Below are 26,356 nucleotides of genomic sequence, written 5' to 3'. Positions count from 1 at the left end.
CGAAACAGGGCACCTTTTGGGCGATTCGATCGTCTATCCAGTCGAGAGACAACGTTCGAGACCCGTGAGGAGAAGCGCGCCCCATGTTCCGTCGGCGAGAGCCCGTCCCGTTCGCCTTCATCGCCGAAGCCGACAAGTTCCGCAGCAACGTCACTCCCCCACCCCGTGAGCGCGCGTCGGCCAGTCAGATCGCGGGCCGCACGCTCATCGGCCTGACCGTCGTGGCCGGTCTCGTGGGATCCCTGCTCTTCGGGATGCCCGCCATGTCCGCCGATCAGTCACCCGCCCGGACGCAGCAGTCCGAGGCCTCGGACGGTCGCTGACCTGGCCGGTCCGGAGCACTCGTCCGGACCCCCGAGGGTGGTAGCGGGGGACGCGGCTCGGTAGCCTCACCGGGCACAGCCCATGCGTGGATCGAGTGAGGATCAGCCCGTGCCCCTGCCTTTCCTGACCGCGGACCGCGCTTTCGACGACGCGGCGCTCGACGCCGCGCTGCCCTTCGACGACCGCGATCAATGGCGGCGCCCCTACCGTCCGGGGCCCTGGCGGGTGGGCGTCGCCGCACTTTCGCTGCTGCTCGCCTCGTACATCCTCTTCGCCGCGGTGATCATCGCGTTCGCGGACAGGCTCGCGGGTGCCGCGATCTGCGCGGGCCTCGCGCTGCTCATCGTCGCGGGCGCCCTGCGGCTGCTGCGCGTGGGCACCTGGGTGAGCGCGCGCGGAGTGCGCAGGGTCGGCTTCCTGAGGACGCGGACCGTGCCGTGGGCGCAGGTCGAGGCCGTGCGGACCGCTCAGCAGCCGGTGCGGTGGCTCGGGCTGCCCCGCACTGTGCAGGGGCAGGCCCTCATCCTCGTACGCCGTGGTGCGGCGGGCGACGGGCAGCAGTTGTTGCTGACCGATCGGAACGCCGACTTCCTGGCGCGGCACGAGGCGTTCAACCGGGCGGCCGACTCCATCGAGGTGTGGGCCGACGAGTACCGCGCCACGGCGTGAGCCTCGGCCGCACCCTGCGCTAGACGTTCACCGGCTTGCCCGCGTGCAGTGCGATGGCGCGTTGCATCGCCTTTCGCGCGCGCGGGGTGTCCCTGGCGTCGTGGTAGGCGACGGCCAGGCGGAACCAGCAGCGCCAGTCGTCCGGCGCGTCCTCGGTCTCGGCCTTGCGGCGGGCGAACACCTCGTCGGCCGAGTCGCGGTCGATGCGACCGCCGGGGGTGCGCTTCAACTCGTCGACGGGGAGGCCGCCTTCGGCCTCCAGTTCGGCGGCGAGGCGGTTGGCGCGCTGGACGAACTGGGTGTTCTTCCAGAGGAACCAGACGCCGATGACCGGCAGGATCAGCACCGCGACCCCGAAGGTGACGGTGAGCGCGGTGCCGTGCTGTATCAGGAGCACGCCGCGGCTGCCGACCAGGACGAAGTAGACGACCAGGACGGCAGCCGTGACGGCGTAGGTGATCTTCGCTCGCATGGGTTCCGCTTCCCGGCTCAGCCGAGGTCCAGGAAGTGTTCCAGGCCGAAGGTCAGACCCGGAGTGCTCACCACGCGACGCGCGCCGAGCAGGATGCCCGGCATGAAGCTGCTGTGGTGCAGCGAGTCGTGGCGGACGGTCAGGGTCTCCCCCTCGCCGCCGAGCAGGACCTCCTGGTGCGCCAGGAGGCCGCGCAGGCGCACGGAGTGAACCCGTACGCCGTCGACGTCCGCGCCGCGGGCGCCGTCCAGGGCCGTCGTCGTGGCGTCGGGCTGCGGGGCGCTGCCCGCCTGCCTGCGGGCCTCGGCGATGAGCTGGGCGGTGCGCGAGGCGGTGCCGCTCGGGGCGTCGGCCTTGTTCGGGTGGTGCAGCTCGACGACCTCGACGGACTCGAAGTAGGGCGCCGCGATCTGCGCGAACTTCATCGTCAGGACCGCGCCGATGGAGAAGTTCGGGGCGATGAGCACGCCCGTCCCCGGGGACGCGGCCAGCGCCTCCCGCAGCCGCGCGAGGCGCTCGTCGGTCCAGCCCGTCGTACCGACCACGGCGTGGATGCCGTGCCGTACGCAGTAGTCGAGGTTGTCCATCACCGAGTCGGGGTGGGTCAGCTCGACCGCGACCTGGGCGCGGGCCTTTGCCAGTGACTCCAGCTCGTCGCCCCGGCCGAGGGCGGCGACCAGTTCCATGTCGTCGGCGGCCTCCACGGCCTTCACGGCCTCGGAGCCGATGCGGCCCTTGGCGCCGATGACCGCCACGCGCAGCTTGCTCATGTCCTTCATTCCTTACGGGAGTTGGGCCCTGTCGTGGCTAGGCGACCGCGTCGTGGAGGCGGGCCGCCTGCTTGTCCTTGAGCGGGCCGATGGCCGACAGGGACGGGCGGTGGCCGAGCACGTCGCGGGCCACTTCACGCACCTCGTCGGGGGTGACCGCCGAGATCTTGGCCAGCATCTCGTCGACCGACATGTGCTCGCCCCAGCAGAGCTCGCTCTTGCCGATGCGGTTCATCAGGGCGCCGGTGTCCTCCAGGCCGAGGACGGTGGAGCCCGCGAGCTGGCCGATGGCACGCCCGATCTCGTCGTCCGTGAGGCCGTGCTCCGCGACCTGGTCCAGCTCGTCGCGGCAGATCTTCAGGACGTCGTGCACCTGGCTGGGGCGGCAGCCCGCGTACACACCGAAGAGGCCGGTGTCGGCGAAGCCCGAGGTGTACGAGTACACGCTGTAGGCGAGGCCCCGCTTCTCCCGCACCTCCTGGAAGAGGCGCGAGGACATGCCGCCGCCGAGCGCGGTGTTCAGCACGCCGAGGGCCCAGCGGCGCTCGTCGGTGCGGGCGAGGCCCGGCATGCCGAGGATGACGTGGGCCTGCTCGGTCTTGCGGTTGATGACCTCGACGCGGCCCGCGGTGCGCAGCGCGCGGGAGCCCTGGCGCGGGGGCATCGGGGTGGCGTCGGTGCGCGTGAGGGCGCCGGCCTTCTCGAAGGCGGCGCGGACCTGGCGTACGACCTTGTTGTGGTCCACGTTGCCCGCGGCGGCGACCACCAGGCGGGTGGGGTCGTAGTGCTTCTTGTAGAAGCGGCGGATGCGGTCCGCGGTGAGGGCGTTGATCGTCTCCTCGGTGCCGAGGACCGGGCGGCCGAGGGGGGTGTCGCCGAACATCGTGTGCGCGAACAGGTCGTGCACGCAGTCGCCCGGGTCGTCCTCGGTCATCGCGATCTCTTCGAGGATGACGCCGCGCTCGGCGTCGACGTCCTCCTGGAGGATCAGGGAGCCCGTCAGCATGTCGCAGACGACGTCGATGGCGAGCGGCAGGTCGGTGTCGAGCACCCGTGCGTAGTAGCAGGTGTACTCCTTCGCCGTGAAGGCGTTCATCTCGCCGCCGACCGCGTCGATCGCGGAGGAGATGTCCAGGGCGCTGCGCTTCTTGGTGCCCTTGAAGAGGAGGTGCTCCAGGTAGTGCGTGGCGCCGTTCAGCGACGGGGTCTCGTCGCGCGAGCCGACGCTCGCCCAGATCCCGAAGGTCGCCGAGCGGACCGAGGGCAGGGTCTCCGTGACGACGCGCAGGCCGCCGGGAAGAGTGGTCCTGCGGACCGTGCCGATTCCGTGCTCGCCCTTGATGAGGGTTTGGGTACGGGCGACGGCCCGCGCCTCCGAGGAGGTGCGGGCCGTCGTCGTGGTGCTACGCGACGTCACTTGTCGGTGTCGTCCTTCTTGTCGGCGGCCTGCTCGTCGCCCTCTTCACCGTCGATGACGGGGATGAGGGAGAGCTTGCCGCGGGAGTCGATCTCGGCGATCTCGACCTGGACCTTCTGGCCCACGCCGACGACGTCCTCGACGTTCTCCACGCGCTTGCCGCCGGCGAGCTTGCGGATCTGCGAGATGTGCAGCAGACCGTCCTTGCCCGGCATGAGCGAGACGAACGCACCGAAGGTCGTCGTCTTCACGACGGTGCCCAGGTAGCGCTCGCCGACCTCCGGCATGGTCGGGTTGGCGATGCCGTTGATCGTGGCGCGGGCGGCCTCGGCGGCCGGGCCGTCGGCGGCACCGATGTAGATGGTGCCGTCGTCCTCGATCGTGATGTCGGCGCCGGTGTCCTCCTGGATCTGGTTGATCATCTTGCCCTTGGGGCCGATGACCTCACCGATCTTGTCCACGGGGATCTTGACCGTGATGATCCGCGGCGCGTTCGGGGACATCTCGTCCGGGACGTCGATGGCCTCGTTCATGACGTCCAGGATGTGCAGACGCGCGTCACGGGCCTGCTTCAGCGCGGCGGCCAGGACCGAGGCGGGGATGCCGTCGAGCTTGGTGTCGAGCTGGAGCGCGGTCACGAACTGCTTCGTGCCGGCGACCTTGAAGTCCATGTCGCCGAAGGCGTCCTCCGCACCGAGGATGTCGGTGAGGGTGACGTAGTGCGTCTCGCCGTCGATCTCCTGGGAGATCAGGCCCATGGCGATACCGGCGACGGCGGCCTTCAGCGGCACACCGGCGTTCAGCAGCGACATGGTGGAGGCGCAGACGGAGCCCATGGACGTCGAGCCGTTGGAGCTGAGCGCCTCGGACACCTGACGGATCGCGTAGGGGAACTCCTCGCGCGTCGGCAGCACCGGCACGAGCGCGCGCTCGGCGAGGGCGCCGTGGCCGATCTCGCGGCGCTTCGGGGAGCCGACGCGGCCGGTCTCACCGGTGGAGTACGGCGGGAAGTTGTAGTTGTGCATGTAGCGCTTGCGCGTCACCGGGGACAGCGTGTCGAGCTGCTGCTCCATCCGGAGCATGTTCAGCGTCGTGACACCCAGGATCTGGGTCTCGCCACGCTCGAACAGCGCCGAGCCGTGCACGCGCGGGATGGCCTCGACCTCGGCGGCGAGGGTGCGGATGTCGGTGACACCGCGCCCGTCGATGCGCTTCTTCTCCTTGATGACGCGCTCACGGACCAGGGTCTTGGTCAGCGAGCGGTACGCGGCGGAGATCTCCTTCTCGCGGCCCTCGAACTCCGGGAGGAGCTTCTCGCCGGCCAGCGCCTTGACGCGGTCCAGCTCGGTCTCGCGCTCCTGCTTGCCGGCGATGGTGAGCGCCTGGGCGAGCTCGGTCCTGACCGCGGCGGTCAGGGCCTCCAGGACGTCGTCCTCGTAGTCGAGGAAGACCGGGAACTCGCCGGTGGGCTTGGCGGCCTTGGCGGCGAGGTCCGACTGCGCCTTGCAGAGGGCCTTGATGAAGGGCTTCGAGGCCTCGAGACCGGCGGCCACGACCTCCTCGGTCGGCGCCTCGGCGCCGCCCTTGACGAGCTCGATGGTCTTCTCGGTGGCCTCGGCCTCGACCATCATGATCGCGACGTCGCCGTCCTCGAGGACGCGACCGGCGACCACCATGTCGAAGACGGCGTCCTCGAGCTCGGTGTGCGTCGGGAAGGCGACCCACTGGCCCTTGATGAGCGCCACGCGCGTGCCGCCGATCGGGCCCGAGAAGGGCAGGCCGGCCAGCTGCGTGGAGCAGGAGGCGGCGTTGATCGCGACCACGTCGTACAGGTGGTCGGGGTTGAGCGCCATGATCGTCTCGACGACCTGGATCTCGTTGCGCAGGCCCTTCTTGAAGGAAGGACGCAGCGGGCGGTCGATCAGGCGGCACGTGAGGATCGCGTCCTCGGACGGGCGGCCCTCACGACGGAAGAAGGAACCGGGGATCTTGCCGGCGGCGTACTGCCGCTCCTCGACGTCCACCGTGAGGGGGAAGAAGTCGAGCTGGTCCTTGGGCTTCTTGGACGCGGTGGTGGCCGAGAGGACCATCGTGTCGTCGTCCAGGTAGGCCACGGCGGAGCCGGCGGCCTGACGGGCCAGACGGCCCGTCTCGAAGCGGATGGTGCGGGTACCGAAGGTGCCGTTGTCGATGACGGCCTCGGCGTAGTGGGTCTCGTTCTCCACTGTTCTCCTACGTGTCTACGTTTCGTCTTCTCGCCCCTGGGCCCGTGTGGCCCGGAGGCGGTGTCCCCTCTGTCCTTCGTGGACCGGGACGGTGCGGAGAAGCGCGCCGTGTGTGCGGGCCGGTCTTCGATCGAAGCACCCGGGAACGTCTCCCGGGGGCCACTACCGAGGACCGGCGGCGGCTGGGTGCGCCTCTCCCTCGTGGGGTCGTGCTGGTGCTGGTGTTGCTCGTGGTGCTCGTGTTGCTCCGGGTACCCGTGTACGGATACCCGCGCACCTCGGAGGGTGTGCTTCCTGTCACCAGACTACAAAGCGTCGGTGACACCGCGCACGTACAGCAAAGGGAGCGGCCCCCTTCGAGTGCTTCGAGTGGGAACCGCTCCCTTCACGGCGTCTTACTTGGCGCCCGCCGCACCGCGACGGATGCCGAGGCGGTCGACCAGGGCACGGAAGCGCTGGATGTCCTTCTTGGCCAGGTACTGGAGAAGGCGGCGACGCTGGCCGACCAGGATCAGCAGACCACGACGGGAGTGGTGGTCGTGCTTGTGCGTCTTGAGGTGCTCGGTCAGGTCCGAGATACGGCGAGAGAGCAGCGCGACCTGAACCTCGGGGGAACCGGTGTCGCCCTCCTTCTGGCCGAACTCGGTCATGATCTGCTTCTTCGTAGCGGCGTCGAGCGACACGCGTACTCCTCGTGATGTCTTCGTGTGCCTCCGAGTGCCCCTGGTCTACATCTCAGGGGAGCTTCCGGGACTCGGGAGGCGGGGATGGGCCGCCGGGCGCGGGGTCCGGGTCCTTGACGGGTCCGGGGCCGGATCCTTGAAGGTCCGGGGTCCGGATCCCTGGGGGATTCGGGGTGCGCAGACAGGCGGTCGTTAGACAGGGTAGCAGTCGGCTTGTCCGGTCCTGACCGTGGGGATCGCGGGCGCCGCAGGGACCGGCGTACCCGGCCCGGGATCGTACCCGGCCCGGGGGCGGGGCCCGAGGATCCCGAGGATAAGGGCCTACCGCGGAGGCTCGTCAGCTCGTCAGCGATCTGGCCCTGGCGTACACGTCGAAGACCGCGAGGGCCAGCGGCACCAGGGTCAGCAGGACGAAGGCCTCGGCGATCTCCAGGAAGCGGCCCCAGAAAGGCGTCACACCGGTGCGCGAAGTGATCAGTCCGAGAGCCGTGACCAGCGCCACCGCCACCGCGATGGCCGCGACGAGCCAGACGGTGCGCAGGTCGAGCGCGGCCGAGTCGCCCGCCAGGGCGTCGCGCACGAGGTCCTGCGGAGGGTCGAGGCAGAGGCCGACGCCGAGCAGGACCAGGGACGCGAGGCCGGCGGCCAGGGCGGAGCCGACCTGCGCGGTGTAGCGGAAGAGGTGGGCCCGCATCAGCATCGCGACGCCGGTGGCGAGGGCCAGGAGCTGCGCCCACACGTCATCGGAGAAGCCGAGGACGGCTGCCGAACCGATGGCCAGCAGGGCGCAACCGCCGACGAGACCGACGAGCAGCTCGTGCCCGCGGCGTGCCTGGGCGGCGATGCGCTCGGCGTCGACGGGTTCCTGCGGGGCGGGCTCCGCACCGTACGCGCTCCGGCTGCCGTGCGGCGGCTCGAACCCGATGGGGAGGCGGGCGAACCGCATGGACAGTCCCGGCAGGAAGGCAAGGGCTCCCACGGCCGGCGGGGCGCACATGGCGGCTGTCTCGACGGGGGACAGCCGCCACAGCGCCGCGAGGAACGTCGCGAGCAGGCCCACGGCCGAGGCGAAGAGGCAGGCGACGAACGGGCCGTCCCCGCGCGGCGACACCAGGGTGAGGACCGTCGCGGCGACGAGCACAGCGGCGCAGGCGAGCAGGGCCTGGAGCCGGCCGATGCCTTGCCCCTCGCCCAGCGCAAGCAGCCCCGACCCCGCCACGGCGAGGTTCGGCAGCGCGCCGAGGCCCAGGGCCACCGACGCGGCGCGGTCGTCGTAGACACGTGCCCGCACGGCGGAGAGGGTGAGGAGAAGGATTCCGGCGACGGCGGCCAGGATGCCGGGGAGGCCGTGCATGTCGTGGCGCGGGTCGGCCGTCCAGGCCACGAAGGCCAGGAGGGCCGAGAGCGCCGTGGTGCCGGTGAGGCCTGCGCCGCGCGTCAGGTCGCCGTTCCACAGCATGCGGTCGCGGGTCACCGCGGACGCGACCGCTTCGGACACGTCGTCGAACACGGCCGGCGGGAGCGACTCCGAGAAGGGCCGCAGGGTGAGCAGCTCGCCTTCGAGGATGCGCTGCGCGGCGAAGGAGCGGCCGCTGTCGAGGACCAGGCCGTCACGGCGTACGAGGTGGTAGCCGACCGGTGCGCCCTCGGCGGGGCCTTGCCGGGACAGTCGCAGGATCTCCGGGTAGAGGTCGGCGACGGGGACGTCGTCGGGCAGGGACACGTCGATCCGGCTGTCCGGCGCGACGATGGTGACCCGGCAGAAGCCGAATCCCGCGCTGGTCCCCGAAGCGGTGCCGGGACTGGGCCGCGCTGCTCCGCCGGCCGTCGCGGACGCCGTCATGCTCACCTGCTGCTCCCCCTCGATCGCTGGCGCCGGTCCGACTGTGCCGCATGACCGGCCGGGCCACGAGGCGTATGAGCACACCTGGCCGGATCTTGCTCCCGCGCACTGCGGTTCAGCGCGAAGTTCCCGTACATTGCGGTTCGTTGCCCGCGCCGGCCCGCGGCTTGATTCACATACGTTCACGCGCGCATCGGCACCTTATCGCCCGCCCGTCTTCGTGTATGTCAGTAGGATCACCCGACGGTCGCCGTTCGCCCGACACGGGGCGGCGGACGGAACGCCGCGGCCCGGCAAGGGATTTGGTGCCCAGTGAGCCACATCGTCGTCAAGCGCCCACCTCGGGCCCTGCCCTCGGCAGTGCCCGGCGAAGAAGTGGTGTTGCAACCTCCGCCCGAGCTTCCGCGGGACCAGCAGGAGGGCGCGATGATGCAGCTGCTGCCCATGCTCGGCATGGGTGGCTCAGTGGTCTTCTTCTTCATGCCCAATTCGCATCCGTTCATGAAGATCATGGGCATGGTCATGGTCGCCTCCACGGTGGCCATGTCGGTGGCCATGCTCATCCGCTACCGCCGCGGCAGCCAGGGGCAGCTGGCGGACCTGCGGCGCGACTACCTGCGGTACCTGCGACAGACGCGGCGCGCGGCGCAGGAGACCGCGCGGGCCCAGCGCGACGCGCAGTACTACCTCCACCCCTCACCCGAGCAGCTCTGGGCGCTGGTCGCCGAGGGGAGCCGGGTCTGGGAACGCCGCGTCGGCGACGGGGACTTCGGGCAGGTGCGCGTCGGTCTCGGCCCGCAGGAGCTCGCCACTCCCCTCGTCCCGCCGCAGACCGCTCCGGTGGACGAGCTGGAGCCGCTCACCGCGGGCGCGATGCAGCGCTTCCTCGCCGCGCACAGCACGCTCGACGATCTGCCGATGGCCGTCTCGCTGCGTGCCTTCTACCACGTGACGATCAGCGGGGATCCGGAGACGGCGCGCGGCACGGCCCGTGCGCTCACCGCGTCGCTCGCCTCGCTGCACTCCCCGCAGGACCTGGTGATCGCCGTCGGGGCGGGCCGGTCCGCGGCGCCGTTCTGGGAGTGGACCAAGTGGCTGCCGCACAGCCAGATGCCGGGTGCCGCGGACGGAGCGGGCAGCCGCCGCCTGATCACCGGTGACCCGACGGGGCTGGAGTCCATGCTCGCCGCCCGGCTCCAGGGGCGGCCGCGCTTCCACCCGGAGGGCGGTCCGCTGCCGGACGAGCCGCACATCGTCGTCGTACTCGACGGCCTGTCGCTGCCTCCGCTGTCGGTGCTGACCTCGCCCGAGGGGCTGCAGGGCGTGACGGTCGTGGAGGTGGTCCCGGGAGAACTGGCCGAGGGGCGCGGAGGGCTGTCGCTCGCGGTACGTCCGGGGACGATGCGGATCGAATCGGGCCACGGCCTGGTGTACGAGGGGACGCCCGACGTCCTGTCCTACGAAGGGGCCGAGGCGCTGGCCCGCCAACTCGCTCCGCTGCGCGTCCCCTCCGGCGGCGACGAGTCCGAACCCCTGCTGGCCGACCTGGAGTTCACGGACCTGCTGAACCTGGGCGACGCCGAGTCGGTGGACACCAGCAGGACGTGGCGCCCGCGCACCCAGGCGGAACGGCTGCGTGTCCCGATCGGTGTCGGCGAGGACGGCCGTCCCGTGATGCTCGACCTCAAGGAGGCCGCGCAGGAGGGCATGGGCCCACACGGCCTGTGCGTCGGCGCCACCGGCTCCGGGAAGTCGGAGCTGCTGCGCACCCTGGTCCTCGGCCTCGCCGTGACGCACTCCTCCGAGACCCTGAACTTCGTACTCGCCGACTTCAAGGGCGGCGCCACCTTCGCCGGCATGGCGCAGATGCCGCACGTCGCCGCGGTCATCACCAACCTGGCGGACGACCTGACGCTGGTCGACCGCATGGGGGACTCCATCCGCGGCGAGCTCAACCGACGTCAGGAGCTGCTGCGGGACGCGGGCAACTACGCGAACATCCACGACTACGAGAAGGCGCGGGTGGCGGGCGCCCCGCTCCAGTCGATCCCGTCCCTCGTCCTGGTGATCGACGAGTTCAGCGAACTCCTCACCGCCAAGCCGGACTTCATCGACATGTTCGTGCAGATCGGCCGCATCGGCCGCTCCCTCGGCGTGCACCTGCTGCTTGCCTCGCAGCGCCTGGAGGAGGGACGGCTGCGAGGGCTGGAGACGTACCTCTCGTACCGCGTCGGGCTGCGCACCTTCTCCGCCGCCGAGTCGCGCGCCGCGCTCGGGGTGCCGGACGCCTACCACCTGCCGAACGTTCCCGGCTCCGGCTATCTCAAGTTCGGCACGGACGAGATGGTGCGGTTCAAGGCGGCGTACGTCTCCGGGGTGTACCGCTCCGGGTCGGCGCAGGCCGCGGCCCTCGGCGGCCCGCGTCCTGTGGACCGCCGCCCGGTGCTGTTCACGGCGGCCGAGGTACCGGTGCGGTACGCGGCCCCGCCGGTCCCCGCACCGGGTCCCGCGCCGAACCCCGGCACGCCCGGCGCCTCCGACACCTCCGACACCTCCGACACCGATGACGCGCTCGCCGACACCGTGCTGGACGTCATCGTGCGCCGCCTGGAGGCCCAGGGCCCCGCCGCCCACCAGGTGTGGCTGCCGCCGCTGGAGAGCCCGCCGCCCCTGGACGCGCTGCTCACGGGGCTCACCGCCGTCGAGGGGCGCGGACTCACCCAGCCCGGCTACGCGGGAGCGGGACGCCTCGTCGTACCGCTGGGCCTGGTCGACAAGCCGTACGAGCAGCGCCGCGAACCCCTGTGGTGTGACTTCTCCGGCGCGGCGGGCCACATGCAGATCATCGGCGGCCCCCAGTCCGGCAAGTCGACCCTGCTGCGCTCCCTGATGGCGGCTTTCGCCCTCACTCACACGCCGTACGAAGTCCAGCTGTACGGTCTCGACTTCGGCGGCGGAGGAATGGCGTCCGTCACCGGGCTCCCCCACGTCGGCGGGGTCGCCTCGCGCCTCGACCCCGAGCGGGTGCGGCGCACGCTCGCCGAGGTGTACGGCGTACTGAGCCGACGCGAGGAGTACTTCCGCACGGCGGGCATCGCGTCGATCGCCGACTTCCGGGCCCGCCGGGCGCGCGGCGAGATCTCGGTGACGGACCAGCCGTGGGGCGATGTCTTCCTGGTCATCGACGGGTGGGGCAACTTCCGTTCCGAGTACGAGGCTCTGGAGCCCGCCGTCCTCGACATCGCGGCCCGCGGCCTCGGCTACGGCGTCCACCTGATCCTCACCGCGTCACGCTCCATGGAGGTCCGGGCCAATCTGAAGGACCACCTGATGAACCGGCTCGAACTGCGGCTCGGCGACTCCATGGACTCCGAGTTCGACCGCAAGGTCGCGGCCAACGTCCCCGCCGGTGTCCCCGGCCGGGGCCAGACGCCGCAGAAGCAGCACTTCATGGCAGCCGTGCCCCGCATCGACGGGCTCTCCTCCGACACGGACCTGGCCGACGCGACGGCCGCGCTCACCGCCGAGGTCTCCCGCCACTGGACGGAGCCGGGCGCGCCCGCGGTCCGCCTGCTGCCGCGCGAACTCCCGGCCGAGCAGCTGCCCCCGGGCCACGTCTTCCCCGACCGGGGCGTCTCCTTCGCCCTCGACGAGAACAACCTCGAACCGGTCTTCGTGGACTTCGAGCAGGACCCGTTCTTCCTCGTCTTCGGCGAGAGCGAGTCCGGCAAGTCGAACCTGCTCAGGCTGCTCATCAAGCGCCTGACGGAGCGCTACGGCGGTGACGTCTGCAAGCTCTTCGTGGTGGACAACCGCCGCTCCCTCCTCGACGCCGCCCCGGCCTCCCACCTGGCCGAGTACATCCCCATGTCCAACGCCATGGATCACCACATGGCCGCGCTGGCCGACCTGATCCAGCGGCGTACCCCGACGGCGGACGTCACGGCGCGGCAGCTCCGCGAGCGCAGTTGGTGGCAGGGCCCGACGGTGTACGTGATCGTCGACGACTACGACCTGGTGTCCACCTCCAGCGGCAACCCGCTGGGCGTCCTCACCGAGCTGCTCCCCTTCGCCCGGGACGTGGGCGTCCGCTTCATCATCGCCCGCTCGACGGCGGGCGCGGGGCGGGCGGCGTACGAGCCGTTCATGCAGCGGATGAAGGAACTGGGCGCACAGGGAGTAATCCTTGCGGGCGACCCGGACGAGGGCGACATCCTCGGCGGCGTACGACCGCGGCCGATGCCGGCCGGGCGAGGGATCTTCGTCTCCCGCAGGCGCGGGAAGCCGATGGTGCAGACGGGGTTGGTGGCCGGGGAGTACTGAGGCCGCCGCCGGGCCGAACCCCAGGCGCCTCGGGCCTTGCCGGCCTCTGACGCTCACAGTCCTCGCCAACCTCTGAACAGGGACGGAGTGCCCCAAGTAGGGTGAGTCCACAGCAGATTCGTACGTTGTGAAGGGACCCTTCCGCCATGACCGACGCCCCCGACAACGAGGCGCAGACCAAGGCCCGCAAGGAACGCGAGAAGGAGGAGCTCTACGCCCTCGACATCTCCGGCGTCGAGTGGCGCAGCGCTCCTGGCACCGAGCAGCACGAGGAGCGGGTCGAGATCGCGGATCTGCCGGGGGGCGCGGTGGCGATGCGGTCGTCCCTGGAGCCGGAGACCGTGCTGCGGTACACGGAGGCGGAGTGGCGGGCGTTCGTGCTGGGGGCTCGGGACGGGGAGTTCGACCTGGAGCCCTCTTCGCGTAATGGCGGGCTCCCCGCGGAGTGAGGAACGGCGCCCCCGGGCGACGTGAAGGGGTGGACGCCTCCCGCGCGCGTCCACCCCTTCACGTTCTACGACTGCCTTCTCGCCCCGCGCCCGCGTGGGCTCACTGGAAGTAACTGGCGCCCTTGAGGTCCCCGCCGCGGTAGTCGCCGCCGGCCTGGCCGACTTTCTGGCCGATCTCCACCAGGGCCCGGTGGATGGCCTCGACGTGCTTGTCCCATTCCTTCTGTTTGACGGTGTACGCCGTGTGCGCTTCGCCCTCCCAGCCCTCCGCCACCTTGGCCACGGCGCGCTTGATGTCCGCGAGGTCGGCTTCGAGTTGCTTGGCCTGGATGCCGAGTTCGGTGGTGATGGCGTCGAGGCCGCCGTATTTGACGGCGAGTTCGTCGAGATGCACGTTTGCCATGCTTGCCCCGTTTCCTAGTGGTGGGTTCTTGCCCGGTGCTCCGGCACTCAGTAGCTGCTGATGGCCGAGTGCTTGCCGCCGTACTGGACGTCGATGCTGTTCATCGTCGACTGAACCTGGTCCTCAAGGCCGTCCACGAGCTTTTCGTTGCCGCTGATGCCTTCGAGGAAGTCGACCAGGAGGTTGCCGATCGCCCGCATGTGCTCGTTGATCTCGGTCTGCTTCTTGTCGAAGGCGTGCGCGCCGATGCCGCGCCAGTTGCCCTCCATCGTGTCGAGGGTGCCCTGGAGGCGCTTGAGCTGCTTCTGCACGGAGTCGTACTTGCCGACGATCTCCTTCTTCAGAAGCGCCACTTGCTGGTTGTTCAACTTCTGGCCGTCAGACACGGCGGGCTCCCTTCACGAGCGTCCGTTGGAATGGATCGGGTGGGGCTGTGCCGGCTTCAGGCCCGGCGACGGGATCGCACCGCCGCGAAGGCGCCGGCGGCGATCACGGTGACTGCGGCGATACCGCCGAGTGCCAGCCACAGCCGACCGCTGCCGTCGTCGGAGGACTTCACCGCCGCGGCCGGCTCGTCGTCCGAAGCGTCCTTCCGCGGGGGCTGCGAAGACGCGGCGGGAGCGGAGGCCGAGGCGGACGGAGCGGCACCGTCGGCGGCGGAGCCGGCGACCGGTGTCTTCTTGTTCGTGATCGGGTCGATGTCCGCAGGGCCAGGCTTGCCCTCGCCCTTCACGACATTGCGGGCGGGCCGGATCAGCCCGTAGCCGAGATAGTCGCTGGGCTCGTCCTTGGGCCAGTCGCGACCCGCGGTATCGATGAGGACGCGGAGGACCTGGTTGGCGGTCCAGTCGGGATGCTTGGACCAGACGAGGGCGGCGGAGGCGGAGGCGATGGCGGTGGCGGAGCTGGTGCCGCCACCGCCTTCGTCGCAGTAGGAGCGGAAGGTGGCGTCGCACCAGCGGGGGATGTCGAGGCCGGGGGCAGCAAGATCAACGTGGACGCCGAACTCGGAGAACTTCGCCACTTTGCCCGACTTATCGGCCGCGGAGACGCCGGTGACTCCGGGATACGCAGCGGGATAGTCGATGGAGTCCTTCTTCTCCGCCTCGTTCCCCACGCTGGCGAACATGAGCTTCCCCTTGGAGGCGGCATACCGCACTGCCGCCTTAGCGGCGGGGTACATGAAGTCTCCGCCGAAGGACATGCTGATGATCTGGGCGTCGCTATCTGCGGCAGCTCGGATCGCTTCGGCGGAGTCACTCTCCTTCTTCTCGAATCGCTTCCCCAGACTGGCGCGAACGGAGATCACTTCGGCCCCAGGAGCCAACCCCTTCAGCCCTCCTCCTCGCCCAGACCCCGCGATGAGTTCCGCCATGGTGGTTCCGTGGCTGTCGTAGTCGTCCAGTGCGTCACCACGCATCCCGGTCACGTCTTTGCCCGGCTGAACGCGGCCTTGGAGGGAAGGTGACTCCCAGACTCCGGTATCGACAACCGCGACCTTGATGCCCTTGCCAGTGCTGACCTTCCACAGCTCGTCCGCGCTCATCGCGTCCAAGTACCACTGCTTCGACTGAACGCCATCGGCCACCGCACTGGGAGCCGGCCCGAAGGACAGGAGCACCAGCGCACCAACCACGGAGCCCGCGGTGGCGCACCGTCTCCCCACACGGCCGGCAGGCGGAGCGTTCCACCTGCCACGTCGGTCCAACCCTGACTGCATGCCCTGCACGTCCTCGCTCGCCGTTAGCCGATCACTGGTGGTACATGCCGCCGACTCTCAGGCGTATGTGTCTCTTCGTCCTCAACGGTGTCGTCGAAGCGCTGAGGTTCCCCGTCCTCTTCCCTCTCGGGACTTCGCCGATCACCTCCGGAACCTCGTACGAGGCCGACGCCACCGGGAGTGAACCCGCTCCCACCTCTTCGTGCGCCAGCCGTGCGTTCCTTGGGAGTACCGACCGGCCCGCCGGACCGGTGTGTCCCCTGCCCTCTGCCTCCAGCTCCCGGGGCCCCAGTCATGGTGGGACGTCCTCCCATTACGCCTTGGGGTCGCCCTGCACCAGTGGCATTGGACAGATTAGGGCGCGGCCCCGTCACACCGGACGGCCGCGGAGTACCGCCCGTGACACTGCGCCCTGGGGCCGGTTGCCCAGGTGTCATCGGCCCGCTGGGGGCACGCCCCCGCACGGTCGGATCAGTCCGCCCGGTCGGCAGGGCGGGTCCACGCCCGGGGCTTTCGGACACTCCCCCGGGCCCACCCGTGCCACTTCGTCCCTGCGCCGGCATCGGAAGTTTCACGCCTCCGACAGGACCAGGGGAACGTGTGGCGGGGCCAGGAAACGACGGATTGAAGCGGCCCCCTCCCATCGGAGGAATCGGGCCCGCGTCAGGAACTGCTCGGCCAGGCGCCGGAGGCTGCGCGCCAGTCGTCGGAGTTGTGGTCTGCGGAGGCAGGGTATGGATGCTGTCGATCTCCGTACCCACAGAACGGTCCGAAGAGACGATCGGGACTGGCGCCTCATTGCGCGACGGCAAAGAACCGCTGCTCGACGCTGCTCCTGTGTCACCTGACGTGGCAGTGCTACCAGCATGTGGGGACAGTGACGCCGGAGCACCACCTGCGCCCGCAGCAGCGGCCGGCGCTCCCTGCCCTTCACCCGCGAGCCTGGGGTCCTCCGGGCTCGGCATCGGCATCCCCACCTCGGGCATGGCCGAAAACGTAGGCGGCTCCTGCCGCCTCATTCCGTCCTGCGCCACCAGATAGAACGACGCCAACCGATTCATTTGGTTGATCGCCTCTTGGCGATGCTGCTCGGCCTTGACGGCGGCGCCGTACTCCTCGTTCCCTTCCACCCGCTTCGGAGAGGGGATGTCCTTGACAGTCTTGGGGTCGGCTCGATTGTCACGCGGCGGCATGGAGCTGCGTACGGACGCCAATCCGGCACCGGCTGCGGCGATCTGGGCGGCGGCGGTATCAGCGAAGTCGGACAACCTATGCGCGTCCTTGACGAGGTTCTTGCCCCACTTGCGGAATGCCTGACCCGCTTCCCCCTCCCAGTCGACTCGGTCGATGTGCTCGCCAAGTTCCCTGGCAGCGGCGGCGATGGCATTGCGCGCCCTCTGCAGCGCCTCGCCCGCCCTCTCCAGGTCGGCCGGCTTTGCCTGCTCGACCAAGTCGATCATGTCGTTCAGGTTGTGCCCCTCGAAACCCACTACGACCACCCGGCATCGGACTTGTCGCTGCCATGGCCGCCTTGGTCATCAGGCCTGCCGCTACCGCCACGCCCAGTGGGCACCTGCTCACGGTCGACCTTGGCCTGGATCGCCCAGAAGCGTTGCCGAAGGTCGTCTTCAAGGTTGTCGAAGCCGACGTCCGCACCATGCACGGCGATCCCCATGGCCTCGATCTGCTGACCGAGCATCGAGGAGAGCGAAGTCAGCCGCTCGTGGACCTGGTCGTACTGCGAGTACAGACCGTCAGCCTCCGGGAAGGAACTGCCCCCGCCGCTGAAAGCGGCACGGGGGATCTTCTGACCCCCGACCTTGCTCGGGCCTGCTGCCGAACCCTCGAACTCCGTGAGCAGCGTGTTGACGCGGCGACGAAAGGTCTTCAACGCCTCTAACCCACGCTTGAGATCCGTGCCTGACGGCGGCGACCCTCCCCCGTGTCCATCCGTAGGAAGCACGATGCTTTCCCTCCCCGTTACCGGCCTTCCTGACGCCCTCGTGGGCGCAGTGGCTCGGCAGCTACTTATGGCACCTGTACCACTCTAGTCACACTGAGTGCAGGGTCCAACTGGCTTACCGCGACGCCGGGTTGCAGTCGGACAGCCGCCCCAGAAGGTGAACTGTCAACCAACGTGGTGCACCTGGTTTGAACGGCTCCACACGACGAGCGGCCGTTGTTAGGTTGAGCCGGTCACTCCCGCCGGGACGCCGTCAACAGCGCAGACTCAGAGGGCAAGAGGATTACTCATGGCATGGGACGAGTGGGAGCGGTTGAAGACCGAGGCCGCCGACAGCCGTCGTTCGCAGATGCAGCTGAATCAGGCCCCCGCCGCATCTGGACACGGAAACGACGGCGATCTGGTGGTGCGCCGGGACGACCTGGGAGCAGTAGGCCATGAAGCCTTCATCCTCCATGACCAACTCGGCAAGCAGGCAGACATCGCCGGCGCAGGCACGGGCGCGGACGGCGCCGGGTCCACCCTTCAGGCAGCAAGCGCACTCACCAGTCACAACTTTTCCCTGGGCACCGAGCTGGAGACCACCGTGTCCCTCTGGGACTCGCAGCTCAAGACCCTGCGGCAGGCGTGCGCGCACATCTCCAACCACCTGGATTACTCCAAAGCACTGCACACGCAGAACGACGTCACGATCGCTGCTTCGATTCGCCACCGCGACGGGTCCGCCGAGTCCGTGTCACGCATCAGTGACTACTTCAAGTAGAAGCGTGCGACTACTGGCACGAGGAGCAAAGCGATGAGCAGCCTTACTTATATGGACGTCGCCGAGGTTGACCTCGGAAAACTCGGAACGGCGGTCGCCGATTGGAAGAAGGTGGTCGACAACCTCAAGCGGCTCGCCAAGAGTGCGGATAAAGGAATGTGGGCCAAAGCAGAGACAGCCCGCTGGAAGGGAGTCAACGCGACGGTCAGCCGAGAGTTTATCAAGAAGACGAAAAAGGAGTTCGCCGATGCTCACGCCCAGGCTGAAAGCACTTGGAAGCTCCTCGACGACGCCCATACGGAGCTCGTAGAGATCCAAAGAAAGATGCAGGAAGCTGTCGCGGACTGCTCCACCCTCGGAGTGAAGGTCGAGGACACAGGCAACGGATCCATGCGGTGGTTCTTTCCGCGTAACAGATCCGAGAACGAAGATCGCACCCAGCAGGAGCTCGAGTCTGCTCAAGCACTTTCAGACCGCATCTCAAGGCTTCTCGTCCATGCGATGGAAATCGACGCTTCGGTGACCAGAGCCCTGAAGAGCACCCATGGAAATGAGGGCAACAATTTTGGTCACAAGACGTACGATTCACTTGATGATGCCCAGCAGAAGCGCGCCAACGAACTTGCCGAGCTCGGCCCGAACATGACGGACAAGCAGCTGCAAGAGCTTAACCGAATCATGAAGCACAACGCCAGGGACCCGGATTTCTCCACGGCCTTCTACAAGGAACTCGGTGGCCCGAAGGCTGCCTTGCAGTTCTACGGTGAGATGTCACTTGACGGCACTGAAGGAGATGATCGAGCACGACTGGACCTGACCAAGGAATTTCAACGTAATATGGGACTTTCCTTGGCCTCTGCTACCGATCCGGATAATAAGTCACATCTACCGGGGAACTGGGCGAGCGAGTTCCGGAAGCTGGGGAACCAGGAGATCGAGCTGAGTAGAGGCTCTGTCAACTCGCCCTACGGCTACCAGATCCTCGGCGGGATTCTGCGGTACGGTGATTACGATCCGAAGTTCCTCAATCCCATCGCCGAGCACATCGTTCAGACCCATCATGACGATCGTCAAAAATTTATGATGAACAAGCCTTTGGGCGGCGGCGATTTGAACTACGGTTTTAATCCGTCAGGAAAGAACGGAGCAGGGTACGACCCGCTGGTCGGCGCCATGGAGGCATTGGGACACAGCCCCGAAGCGGCGAAGCAGTTCTTTTCCGAGCGGACGACACCGACCGTTTACAACGAGGACGGAACCGTCAACAAGGGAGAATCCCTTGACTATACATACTTCGAAGAATTGACCAGAAAAGACTTCGAATGGCCTCCCGACAGCCTCGAAGGCCCCGGTGATGAAGCTCGCAGCAAGGCTGTCGCATTCGGCCCGGACGCGCTTGGGCACGCGCTCGAAGCCGCCGTCACGGGGCACGCTTGGGATGCCGCGCAGCCTGTACTCCACCGCGATGAGACCACCGCTGAGATCATGAACAAGGTTGTGACTCTCTACAGCGCAACGTCCGATCTGCAGCCTCACGATGCGATGAGGGACAGCCTCGGGCGCATGGGCGCGGCCTATATCGACGATCTGAATTACTCGATCAAGAACTTCGGCGGGTCGGGAGACGAGCTCGGGCGCGATCAACTGTTCGCTCATAGCAGCGACGGATCATCGAGGACGGACTTCGGCGAGAAGGAAGCGCTTAATTTCCTGGCCGTGACGGCAGAGGACGAAGAAGGATACAAGTACCTCTCTTCTGCACAGCAGATTTTTGAGGCGAGCGGACTCTCCGCATTTGAGCGGGACGAAGACAAGGGTCTTTCCTTCGCCCACAACTCGTCTAAAGTCCATGGGATTATCGATGAGGCCCGCTCCCAGCAGATCCGTGACGAGTTCAAGGATTTGGAAGACCAGCGCAACCTGGCTAACGAGCAGGCAGCCGAGTGGCGCAAGTTCGGCGTGAGTGCCAGCGTTGCCACGGTGGTAGGCGTGGGAACCTCGCTGGTCATCGGGCCCGCTGCAGGTGTTGCCGCAGCCACCGCTGTACCACTCGTGATGGAGACAGGAGGTGAAGCGATCAATACCGCATATGGCAATCACACGCTCGAATATTTGCAGGACAACGAGTACAAGAACGATCCCGATGCCCTCCGGGCCGTCCAAAGTCACGAATCGGTCGCCGAACGCGGAGCGTGGGTCCCCGTGGGGAATTACGCGGATTTCATCCACCTGCCATCGGCGGACAAGGAAGACCTGGCGAGGGAGATCGAAACGTCGTACCGGTCGGGCAAGCAGATGACCGAAGACGTGAAAAAGGTGCAGCAGTGAAATCACATCACGCCCGGGCATCAGCGTGCGGCATGGCCTTGACGTTCCCGCTGCTCGCCATGGGCTGTTCCGCTGATCCTCCCGAACGGGACGACTCACCCAAGGGCTGGGCCGTGTGCAACGACCTTTTCGGCTCGGAGAATATTGATTCGCTGGTAGCGGCTATGGGCAAGGGCACTGCCCGAATCGAGAACAGGCTCGTTACAGTCGGCGAATTGGCGGATGCCCTTGTGGCCGGTGCGCGGCATTGGAAGCCTGGGAGCGATGCCCACCTCGGTTCCTCCTTCGCGCCGTGTGAGATTGCTGTGCCAGAGAACGGCGCACGCTTCACTTCGGAGGTGCGCTGGTCGCCCTCGAGCCTCGCGGAAATTGCATCCGGCGAAGATTCCATCACGTGGCGTCAGGCAGGGAACGGCATGTTCTCGAGCGAGGATGGCGGAACTGGCCTGTTGAAACTAACGCTCTCCTGCGCCGTACCTGGGGCTCACGGTGGACAGGAGTCAGGGATCCCTCTGGAGATCACAGTTCATTTGACAAAGGCCCCCGAAGCCGACTCGTCTCTACGAGGAACAATGGTCTCTTCCTTTGCCAAGAAACTCACTCAAGAGCTTCCTTGTGGAAACAGGCCAAATATCCCGGACGAGGTTCCCCGGCGCTGACGGGCAGCAAGACCTCTGGTCCGTCCGGATCACCGACCAGTCACACCGCCCCGCTGTCCTCGGCGGGCGTCCCTCGTGGCCACCCCCACCCCGCCCAGGCCGACCACGACGACAACAGCTCCCACGACAACGTACGTAGCGATACGCGCCGTTCGTTGCTCCGGCGTTTCACCGAGGTGTAGCTCCGCGGGAGTCGGGGCCTTTGCTCGGTGTACTTCCTCCTGGGCAGTGGGGCGTTCGAGTGGGTGGACGTCTTCCGTCAGGGCGCGGGTCGGGTCTGCCACGCCCCAGCCGACCAGGCGGTCGTGGCCCGAGACCGAGCGTTCCGCTGTCTGTTGGATCTGGGCCGTGATCTGACGCGGGGTCCAGTGGGGGTGTTCGGACTTGAGGAGGGCCGCCAGGCCGGCGACGTACGGGGCCGCGAAGCTCGTGCCGCTGTCGGCGCAGTGGCCGCCCAGGGGGACCGTCGAGATCATGTCGACGCCCGGGGCCGCCACGTCGACGAAGTCGCCGGACTGGGAGAAGGCGGCTCGTTCGTTGTTGCGGTCCGAGGCCGCCACCGCGAGGACGCCCTCGTAGGAGGCGGGGTAGGTCTTCTTGACGTTGCCGCCCAGGCCGTCGTTGCCTGCTGACGCGACGACGACCCGCCGCAGGCCGAGGGCCCTGTCCACCGCCCGTTCGAGTTCCGGAGAGGGCTTGGCCGCGTTCGCGGTGTCCTGGGAGATGTTGATGACGTCCGCGCCGGCGTCGACCGCGTAGTCGATGGCTTTCGCGAGCGTCTCCGCGGTGCCGTGGCCCTCGGCGTCGTTCTGCTTGATCGGGATGATCGTCGCCTCGGGGGCGAGGCCCACGAAGCCGGTGCCCTTGGCCGGGCGAGCCGCGATGATGCCTGCCACACGCGTCCCGTGGCCGACCGTGTCCGTCGTGCCGTTCGCCTTCCCGCGGTCGATCTTCTCCCCCTTGTCGTCCTTGGCGGGCAGGTAGTTGCGGCCGCGTGAGGCGTCCACCGCGGGCCTCAGTTGGGGGTTCCTGGTGTCCACGCCCGTGTCGATCACCGCGACGCGCACGCCTTTGCCCTTGGACTGCAGCCACAGTTCGTCCAGGAGGACGCGCTGCAGGGACCAGGGGCGGCCCTCGTACTTCTTGGACGGAAACGTGCACTGCCCGGACGACGACGGATCGGCGACGGCGGGCATCGGCGTGGCCAGGCCGAGGGCCATGGCCGCCGCGGCCATCCCCGCGGCTCTTCTCGCGGCTCTTCTCGCGCGGCGTGTCCGCACGACGGCTGTCGTGGATGCGTACGTCATCTCAGCGCTCCCTTCCAACCCCTCAGGCACCTTGCGGCTGGCGGGCCGCAGCCGTTGACAGGCGCGGGCCCGTGGGCAGGAAGGCGGACCAGGCGGCGGGGATCGGAGTCACGTCCGCATCGCCGTAGCCGAGGCGTGTCTGGGCCTGCTGCGCCTCCTGTTGTTGCTGCTTGCGCTGCTTGGCGGAGGTGCCGATCCCGGCGTCGTCCGTAGCGCTGTCGCTGTTGGACTGCATCGCGTACCGCAGGCCCGTGTCGGTGGCCAGGAAGATGCCGCCCGCCTTCGTCTCGGAGCCGAGGAACTGCCGGAAGAGCTGGCCCGAGCCCGGGGTGACGTAAGCGCTCGACGAACCGGTGGGGAGCGGGGCCGGGAAGTCGGTTCCCGCCCACGTGCTGAGGGTGGTCACGCCGGTGTCGGCGTCGACATCGCGCAGGACGTTGCAGACGGTGTTGCGGCTGCCGTCCGCGGTCGATGCCTCGTTGGCCGCCGTCGGCATCTCACGCGGCCATCTGTTCCCCGGCCCGAACTCCTTCGTGTCGGGGGTGAAGGCTCCGGCGCTCAGTGGACGGGCCCTGCCGTCCTGCTTCAGATCGACGAGGTCGGGGCTGCCGAGGAGCAGCTTCGCGGTGAAGTCCGACACCGGGGCGATCCGTCCGGGAAGGACCACGTAATGCTGTGCCCTGTCGCCCTCGGTCGCCTTGATGATCATGCCGATCCGGTCGGCCGCCCGGTCCTGGAGGCCCGGCACCTTCGCGTCGGCTCCGGGGACGCCCTCGATGTCGGGGAACGCGATGGCGCCCCCAGAATGCAGTGTGCCGAGCCACTGCTTGGAGACACGCTGTGGTTCACGGCTCGATCTCATGAGGACACGCAGCAGGAGTTCGCGGTGTTCCTTCTCCGAGATCCGGTACGCGGTGCCGCGGGCGTCGACCACGTACCGCGTCCTGTCGGGGCCGACGACGTACAACAGCTCGCCGCCCCGCAGGCGTTGGCGTCCCTCGGTCCTGTTCCGGTCCCGGTCTCCCAGGACGAACGCGGCCTTCTGGATGCTGCTTCCGCCCGCCACGGGGCGTTCGCACACCGCCCAGCGCTTGGCCGTGCCGGCCTCGGACGCGGAGGGGAGGCGGTCGGGGGCGTACGGGATGCCGATCGTGGCGCCGTGCGGGATCTTTCCCTTGTCGAGGATCGACTCATCGACTTTGATGACTTCGCCCTTGCCGGAGTCGAGGAGGAGCTTCGCGGAGGCCATGTTGAGGACAGGGTGCAGTTGACGCTTGCCGTCGGTCTCGAGCACGACATAACGGGTCGTCGAGTCGCTCGCGATGATGACGTGCTCCTTGGGCTTGTCCCAGCCGGGCTTGGCCGCCGGCTTGAACATCCCCCAGGCTCCGAAGACGGCCAGGACGATCACCCCGACGATCAGGCCCGGCACCACCGCGCGCAGCGGACGCGGGGCGCCTTCCTCCGAGCCCGACGGTGAGGGCTGGACGAAGGCGGCCAGTGTGCGGCGCTTCGCGAAGGTGTAGGCGTTGAGTTCGTCCCGTCGTGATGCCATGCGCGTCTGCATTCCCCCGTGAGCGAGCGTGGGTGATCGTTGCTCCCCGAGCGGTGCCGGAACGCTTGCCCCGGCCCTCCGCTGTCAGACCGGCCCCCTACTATGCCTGTTGTGTAATCGCGCGTGTGAGGTGGGTGAGGTCGGCAGGCCTCAAGTGCGCGCCCTGCGTGATGATTTGGGAGACCTACGAGGGGTTGTGCCGATGGTTACGACTGTGCGGACCCGGCCCGGGCGACGTCGTCCTGATTCCGGGGCGCGGGCACAGGCACCGGCGGCCCCGTCACCCGCGGCGCTCTCCCCCAGCGCCTTCGCTCCTCGTCCCACGTCCCGCTTACCGCAGTTCGGCCGGTCCCGCCTACGCCCCGTGGTGCTCGTGGAGTCGGCCCTTGCCCTGGTGGGAGCGGCCTGGACCGTCGGCCCACTGGCGGTCGCACCGGCGGTGGCGATCGCGGCCGTCCTGGTGCTCTTCGCCCTCGGGCGGCGCCATGGCCGGCCGTGGCATGAATGGCTGGCCACCACTCGGGCGTTCCGGGGGCGCGTGCGGCGCTCCGCCGAAGTGCCGGTGCCGCCAGCCACGGACCCCTCCTTCGCCCCGGCCGTCGAATGCGATCCCGCCCTGCGGACGTACGCCTACAGGGGCCGTGCCCGGCGCCAGGTCGGCATGGTCGGGGACGGGACGTTCCTGGCGGCGGTGTTGCAGGTCGAATCCGACGCGACGGCGCTGCGGGCCGAGCGGGGGCGGCAGCCGCTGCCGGTCGGGCTGGTCCGCGAGGCACTCGAAGTGGACGGGATCCGACTGGAATCCGCGCAGATCGTGGTCCATACGCAGCCCGCGCCCGCACTGCACCTGCCGCAGCAGTCCGTGGCCGTCAGCAACTACGCGCCGCTTCAGGCCCAGACAGGGGCGCCGGCCGTGCGCATCACGTGGATCGCCCTCAAGTTGGACCCGGAGCTGTGTCCGGAGGCCGTGGCGGCGCGCGGGGGCGGGCTCGTGGGGGCCCAGAAGTCCTTGGTTCGCGCCGCCGACCAGCTCGCGAGCCGGCTGACGGGGACGGGATTCCGGGTGACCGTGCTGAACGAGGACGAGGTGGCTGCCGCCGTGGCGACCTCCGCCTGTGCCAACCCTCTGATGACCGCGCAGGCCGGGCTCTCGGAGCTGCCGGAGCGCAGGACCGAGGAGTCCCCGCGCGCGTGGCGGTGTGACAACCGGCGGCACACGACGTACTGGGTACGGCGCTGGCCCCGGCTCGGTGCTGCCGGTGGACCCGCGCTGCATCAACTCGTCGCTCTTCTCACCGCGGTTCCGGCACTCGCCACGACGTTCAGTCTCACGCTCGGGCGAGATGGGCGGCAGGGAATCACCGTGAGCGGTCATGTGCGGGTGACGGGCCGCAGTGACGCCGAACTCTCGGCGGCACGGCAGGTTCTGGAACGGGGAGCACGACAGGCCGCGACGGGCTTGCTGCGGCTGGACCGGGAACAGCTGCCCGGGATGCTGGCGACGCTTCCGCTGGGGGGTGCCCGGTGATGGCTCGGAGCTCCGCTTCCCGGTCGGGGACCGCGTCGGTGGTGTCCGCCGCGTCTGGCGTGCGTGGTGGGTTCGGGCTCCTAGGGCCCCGGCACGGGCGACACGGGCTCTCCACTGAACAGCTGGACGCGCTTTACCTGCCCATAGGGGACGACGGGGTGGTGATCGGGGTGGACGCGGAGGGTCAGCCCGCGACCCTCGGGCTCAACCGCCCGACACCGTACGACGTTCTGTTCATCGGCGGCCTGTGGACCGCCCAGGTGATCGCCTTGCGCGCCGCCGCTGTTGGGGCTCGGGTGGCCGTGGAGACGGGGCGGGCCGGGGCCTGGGCGCAGCTTGTTCAGGCGCTTGGGGTGGGGCCCAGTGGGATGGCTGTGCATGACGTGGGGCGGGTGCCGCCGCAGGGGGCCTCGGCCGGGAGCCCCGTGCTCGTGGTGCGTGACTGTGGGATGCGGCCGCCTCGGGGGCGGGTCGTGGCCGGGCCCTGGCAGTCGGTGCTGACGGTGTTGCCCTATCTCAGTCCTGTCGCGCCCCGGTTGATGCGGCAGGCCCGGCTCGTGGGAGTGCAGCGGGTTTCGCCCGACGAGGCCACGCTGATCGGGCGGGAGCTGGGGCTGCCTGGCGGGGACGTCGATTCCCTGCCGACGCTGGCCGACGGCGTGACGCTGTGGTGCGCCGATCGCGATCGGCAGTACGTGATGACGCAGGCCACCGATGCCGAGACCGGATTGTTGGGTGCCGCCCGGCGGATCGACTGAGGCCGGGCGGAGGCAGACTTCGCGGTGAAATCAGCGCGCTCCATCCCCTGTTGGGTGATTTGTCCGTCACGTTTTGGCGTACGTGGATCACTTCCGGGCGGGGCGTGACGCAATGGACAGTGTGGGCGGGGTGGGCTGCCCTGCCGTGCCGGTGGTTTTGGTGATTAGTCTGGGGCAGGGCGCGACGCCAGAAACCC

21 protein-coding genes are annotated in these 26,356 nt (G+C 68.7%); 9 read left to right on the top strand and 12 right to left on the bottom strand.

Features of this window, described 5'->3' with window-relative positions; genetic code table 11:
- The first annotated feature begins 83 nt into the window (after positions 1-83).
- Together KKZ08_RS28375 and KKZ08_RS28370 are read left to right on the top strand one after the other, a co-directional pair.
- Entirely contained in the window at positions 84-323 is a 240-nt protein-coding gene (locus tag KKZ08_RS28375) for a hypothetical protein (RefSeq protein ID WP_223777130.1), read from the top strand.
- 109 nt (positions 324-432) lie between these two features.
- Positions 433-993, top strand: a complete 561-nt coding sequence (locus tag KKZ08_RS28370) for a PH domain-containing protein (protein WP_223777129.1) — start codon at positions 433-435, stop codon at positions 991-993.
- Between the two features lie 19 nt (positions 994-1,012).
- Here KKZ08_RS28370 and KKZ08_RS28365 read toward each other — a convergent pair whose 3' ends face one another.
- The 6 genes from KKZ08_RS28365 to eccD all read right to left on the bottom strand — a co-directional run bounded on the left by KKZ08_RS28365 (position 1,013) and on the right by eccD (position 8,409).
- Positions 1,013-1,465: a hypothetical protein gene (locus KKZ08_RS28365; protein WP_223777128.1), complete on the bottom strand. Its 453-nt coding sequence runs from the start codon at positions 1,463-1,465 to the stop codon at positions 1,013-1,015.
- A gap of 17 nt (positions 1,466-1,482) precedes the next feature.
- Positions 1,483-2,235 carry a 4-hydroxy-tetrahydrodipicolinate reductase gene (gene dapB, locus KKZ08_RS28360; RefSeq protein WP_223777127.1) on the bottom strand — a complete coding sequence of 251 codons (753 nt, stop codon included), beginning with the start codon at positions 2,233-2,235 and terminating at the stop codon, positions 1,483-1,485.
- A gap of 37 nt (positions 2,236-2,272) precedes the next feature.
- The gene (locus tag KKZ08_RS28355) at positions 2,273-3,652 is read right to left on the bottom strand and encodes a pitrilysin family protein (RefSeq protein ID WP_223777126.1); all 1,380 of its coding nucleotides are present in this window, start codon (positions 3,650-3,652) and stop codon (positions 2,273-2,275) included.
- The gene (locus KKZ08_RS28350) at positions 3,649-5,877 is read right to left on the bottom strand and encodes a polyribonucleotide nucleotidyltransferase (protein ID WP_223777125.1); all 2,229 of its coding nucleotides are present in this window, start codon (positions 5,875-5,877) and stop codon (positions 3,649-3,651) included. Before KKZ08_RS28350 ends, KKZ08_RS28355 begins: the two co-directional genes overlap by 4 nt.
- 395 nt (positions 5,878-6,272) lie before the next feature.
- Complete coding sequence (gene rpsO, locus KKZ08_RS28345; RefSeq protein ID WP_030363216.1) at positions 6,273-6,560, bottom strand: 30S ribosomal protein S15; 288 nt, start codon at positions 6,558-6,560, stop codon at positions 6,273-6,275.
- A gap of 337 nt (positions 6,561-6,897) precedes the next feature.
- The gene (gene eccD / locus KKZ08_RS28340; RefSeq protein ID WP_223777124.1) at positions 6,898-8,409 is read right to left on the bottom strand and encodes a type VII secretion integral membrane protein EccD; all 1,512 of its coding nucleotides are present in this window, start codon (positions 8,407-8,409) and stop codon (positions 6,898-6,900) included.
- Between the two features lie 306 nt (positions 8,410-8,715).
- On the opposite strand from eccD, the gene eccCa reads away from it, so the two are divergent.
- Both eccCa and KKZ08_RS28330 read left to right on the top strand, forming a co-directional pair.
- Positions 8,716-12,726, top strand: a complete 4,011-nt coding sequence (gene eccCa, locus KKZ08_RS28335) for a type VII secretion protein EccCa (protein ID WP_223777123.1) — start codon at positions 8,716-8,718, stop codon at positions 12,724-12,726.
- A gap of 146 nt (positions 12,727-12,872) precedes the next feature.
- Positions 12,873-13,175, top strand: a complete 303-nt coding sequence (locus KKZ08_RS28330) for a DUF397 domain-containing protein (RefSeq protein WP_223777122.1) — start codon at positions 12,873-12,875, stop codon at positions 13,173-13,175.
- A 100-nt stretch (positions 13,176-13,275) separates the two neighbouring features.
- Here KKZ08_RS28330 and KKZ08_RS28325 read toward each other — a convergent pair whose 3' ends face one another.
- The 4 genes from KKZ08_RS28325 to KKZ08_RS28310 form a co-directional block, all read right to left on the bottom strand.
- Entirely contained in the window at positions 13,276-13,578 is a 303-nt protein-coding gene (locus tag KKZ08_RS28325; RefSeq protein ID WP_223777121.1) for a WXG100 family type VII secretion target, read from the bottom strand.
- A 47-nt stretch (positions 13,579-13,625) separates the two neighbouring features.
- Positions 13,626-13,964 (bottom strand): WXG100 family type VII secretion target, encoded by a 339-nt coding sequence (locus tag KKZ08_RS28320; protein ID WP_223777120.1) that lies wholly within the window; start codon positions 13,962-13,964, stop codon positions 13,626-13,628.
- Positions 13,965-14,020: 56 nt separating this feature from the next.
- Complete coding sequence (locus KKZ08_RS28315) at positions 14,021-15,214, bottom strand: S8 family serine peptidase (protein ID WP_223777119.1); 1,194 nt, start codon at positions 15,212-15,214, stop codon at positions 14,021-14,023.
- A gap of 1,573 nt (positions 15,215-16,787) precedes the next feature.
- Entirely contained in the window at positions 16,788-17,189 is a 402-nt protein-coding gene (locus KKZ08_RS28310; protein WP_223777118.1) for a hypothetical protein, read from the bottom strand.
- Between the two features lie 361 nt (positions 17,190-17,550).
- On the opposite strand from KKZ08_RS28310, the gene KKZ08_RS28305 reads away from it, so the two are divergent.
- From KKZ08_RS28305 to KKZ08_RS28295, 3 genes are read left to right on the top strand one after another with little or no spacing between them, the layout of a single operon-like run.
- A complete protein-coding gene (locus KKZ08_RS28305; protein WP_223777117.1) occupies positions 17,551-18,024 on the top strand; it encodes a hypothetical protein in 474 nt (157 codons plus the stop codon).
- Between the two features lie 51 nt (positions 18,025-18,075).
- A complete protein-coding gene (locus tag KKZ08_RS28300; protein ID WP_223777116.1) occupies positions 18,076-20,352 on the top strand; it encodes a DUF6571 family protein in 2,277 nt (758 codons plus the stop codon).
- 32 nt (positions 20,353-20,384) lie between these two features.
- Positions 20,385-21,011, top strand: coding sequence for a hypothetical protein (locus KKZ08_RS28295; protein ID WP_223777115.1), 627 nt, complete (start codon positions 20,385-20,387; stop codon positions 21,009-21,011).
- Positions 21,012-21,040: 29 nt separating this feature from the next.
- Here the strand turns inward: KKZ08_RS28295 and mycP are convergent, their stop codons facing one another.
- On the bottom strand, positions 21,041-22,231 hold the full coding sequence (gene mycP / locus KKZ08_RS28290) for a type VII secretion-associated serine protease mycosin (RefSeq protein ID WP_223779219.1): 1,191 nt from the start codon (positions 22,229-22,231) through the stop codon (positions 21,041-21,043).
- Between the two features lie 109 nt (positions 22,232-22,340).
- The gene (eccB, locus tag KKZ08_RS28285; RefSeq protein ID WP_223777114.1) at positions 22,341-23,873 is read right to left on the bottom strand and encodes a type VII secretion protein EccB; all 1,533 of its coding nucleotides are present in this window, start codon (positions 23,871-23,873) and stop codon (positions 22,341-22,343) included.
- 202 nt (positions 23,874-24,075) lie between these two features.
- On the opposite strand from eccB, the gene eccE reads away from it, so the two are divergent.
- A complete protein-coding gene (gene eccE, locus KKZ08_RS28280) occupies positions 24,076-25,401 on the top strand; it encodes a type VII secretion protein EccE (RefSeq protein WP_223777113.1) in 1,326 nt (441 codons plus the stop codon).
- Positions 25,401-26,159 carry a hypothetical protein gene (locus KKZ08_RS28275; RefSeq protein WP_223777112.1) on the top strand — a complete coding sequence of 253 codons (759 nt, stop codon included), beginning with the start codon at positions 25,401-25,403 and terminating at the stop codon, positions 26,157-26,159. Before eccE ends, KKZ08_RS28275 begins: the two co-directional genes overlap by 1 nt.
- The last annotated feature ends 197 nt before the right edge of the window (positions 26,160-26,356 follow it).

It is taken from the genome of Streptomyces sp. 135 (assembly GCF_020026305.1).
In the GTDB taxonomy this organism is placed as follows: domain Bacteria; phylum Actinomycetota; class Actinomycetes; order Streptomycetales; family Streptomycetaceae; genus Streptomyces.
Note: the sequence above shows the minus strand (reverse complement) of the source record. Positions and strands in the feature narration are given on the sequence as shown.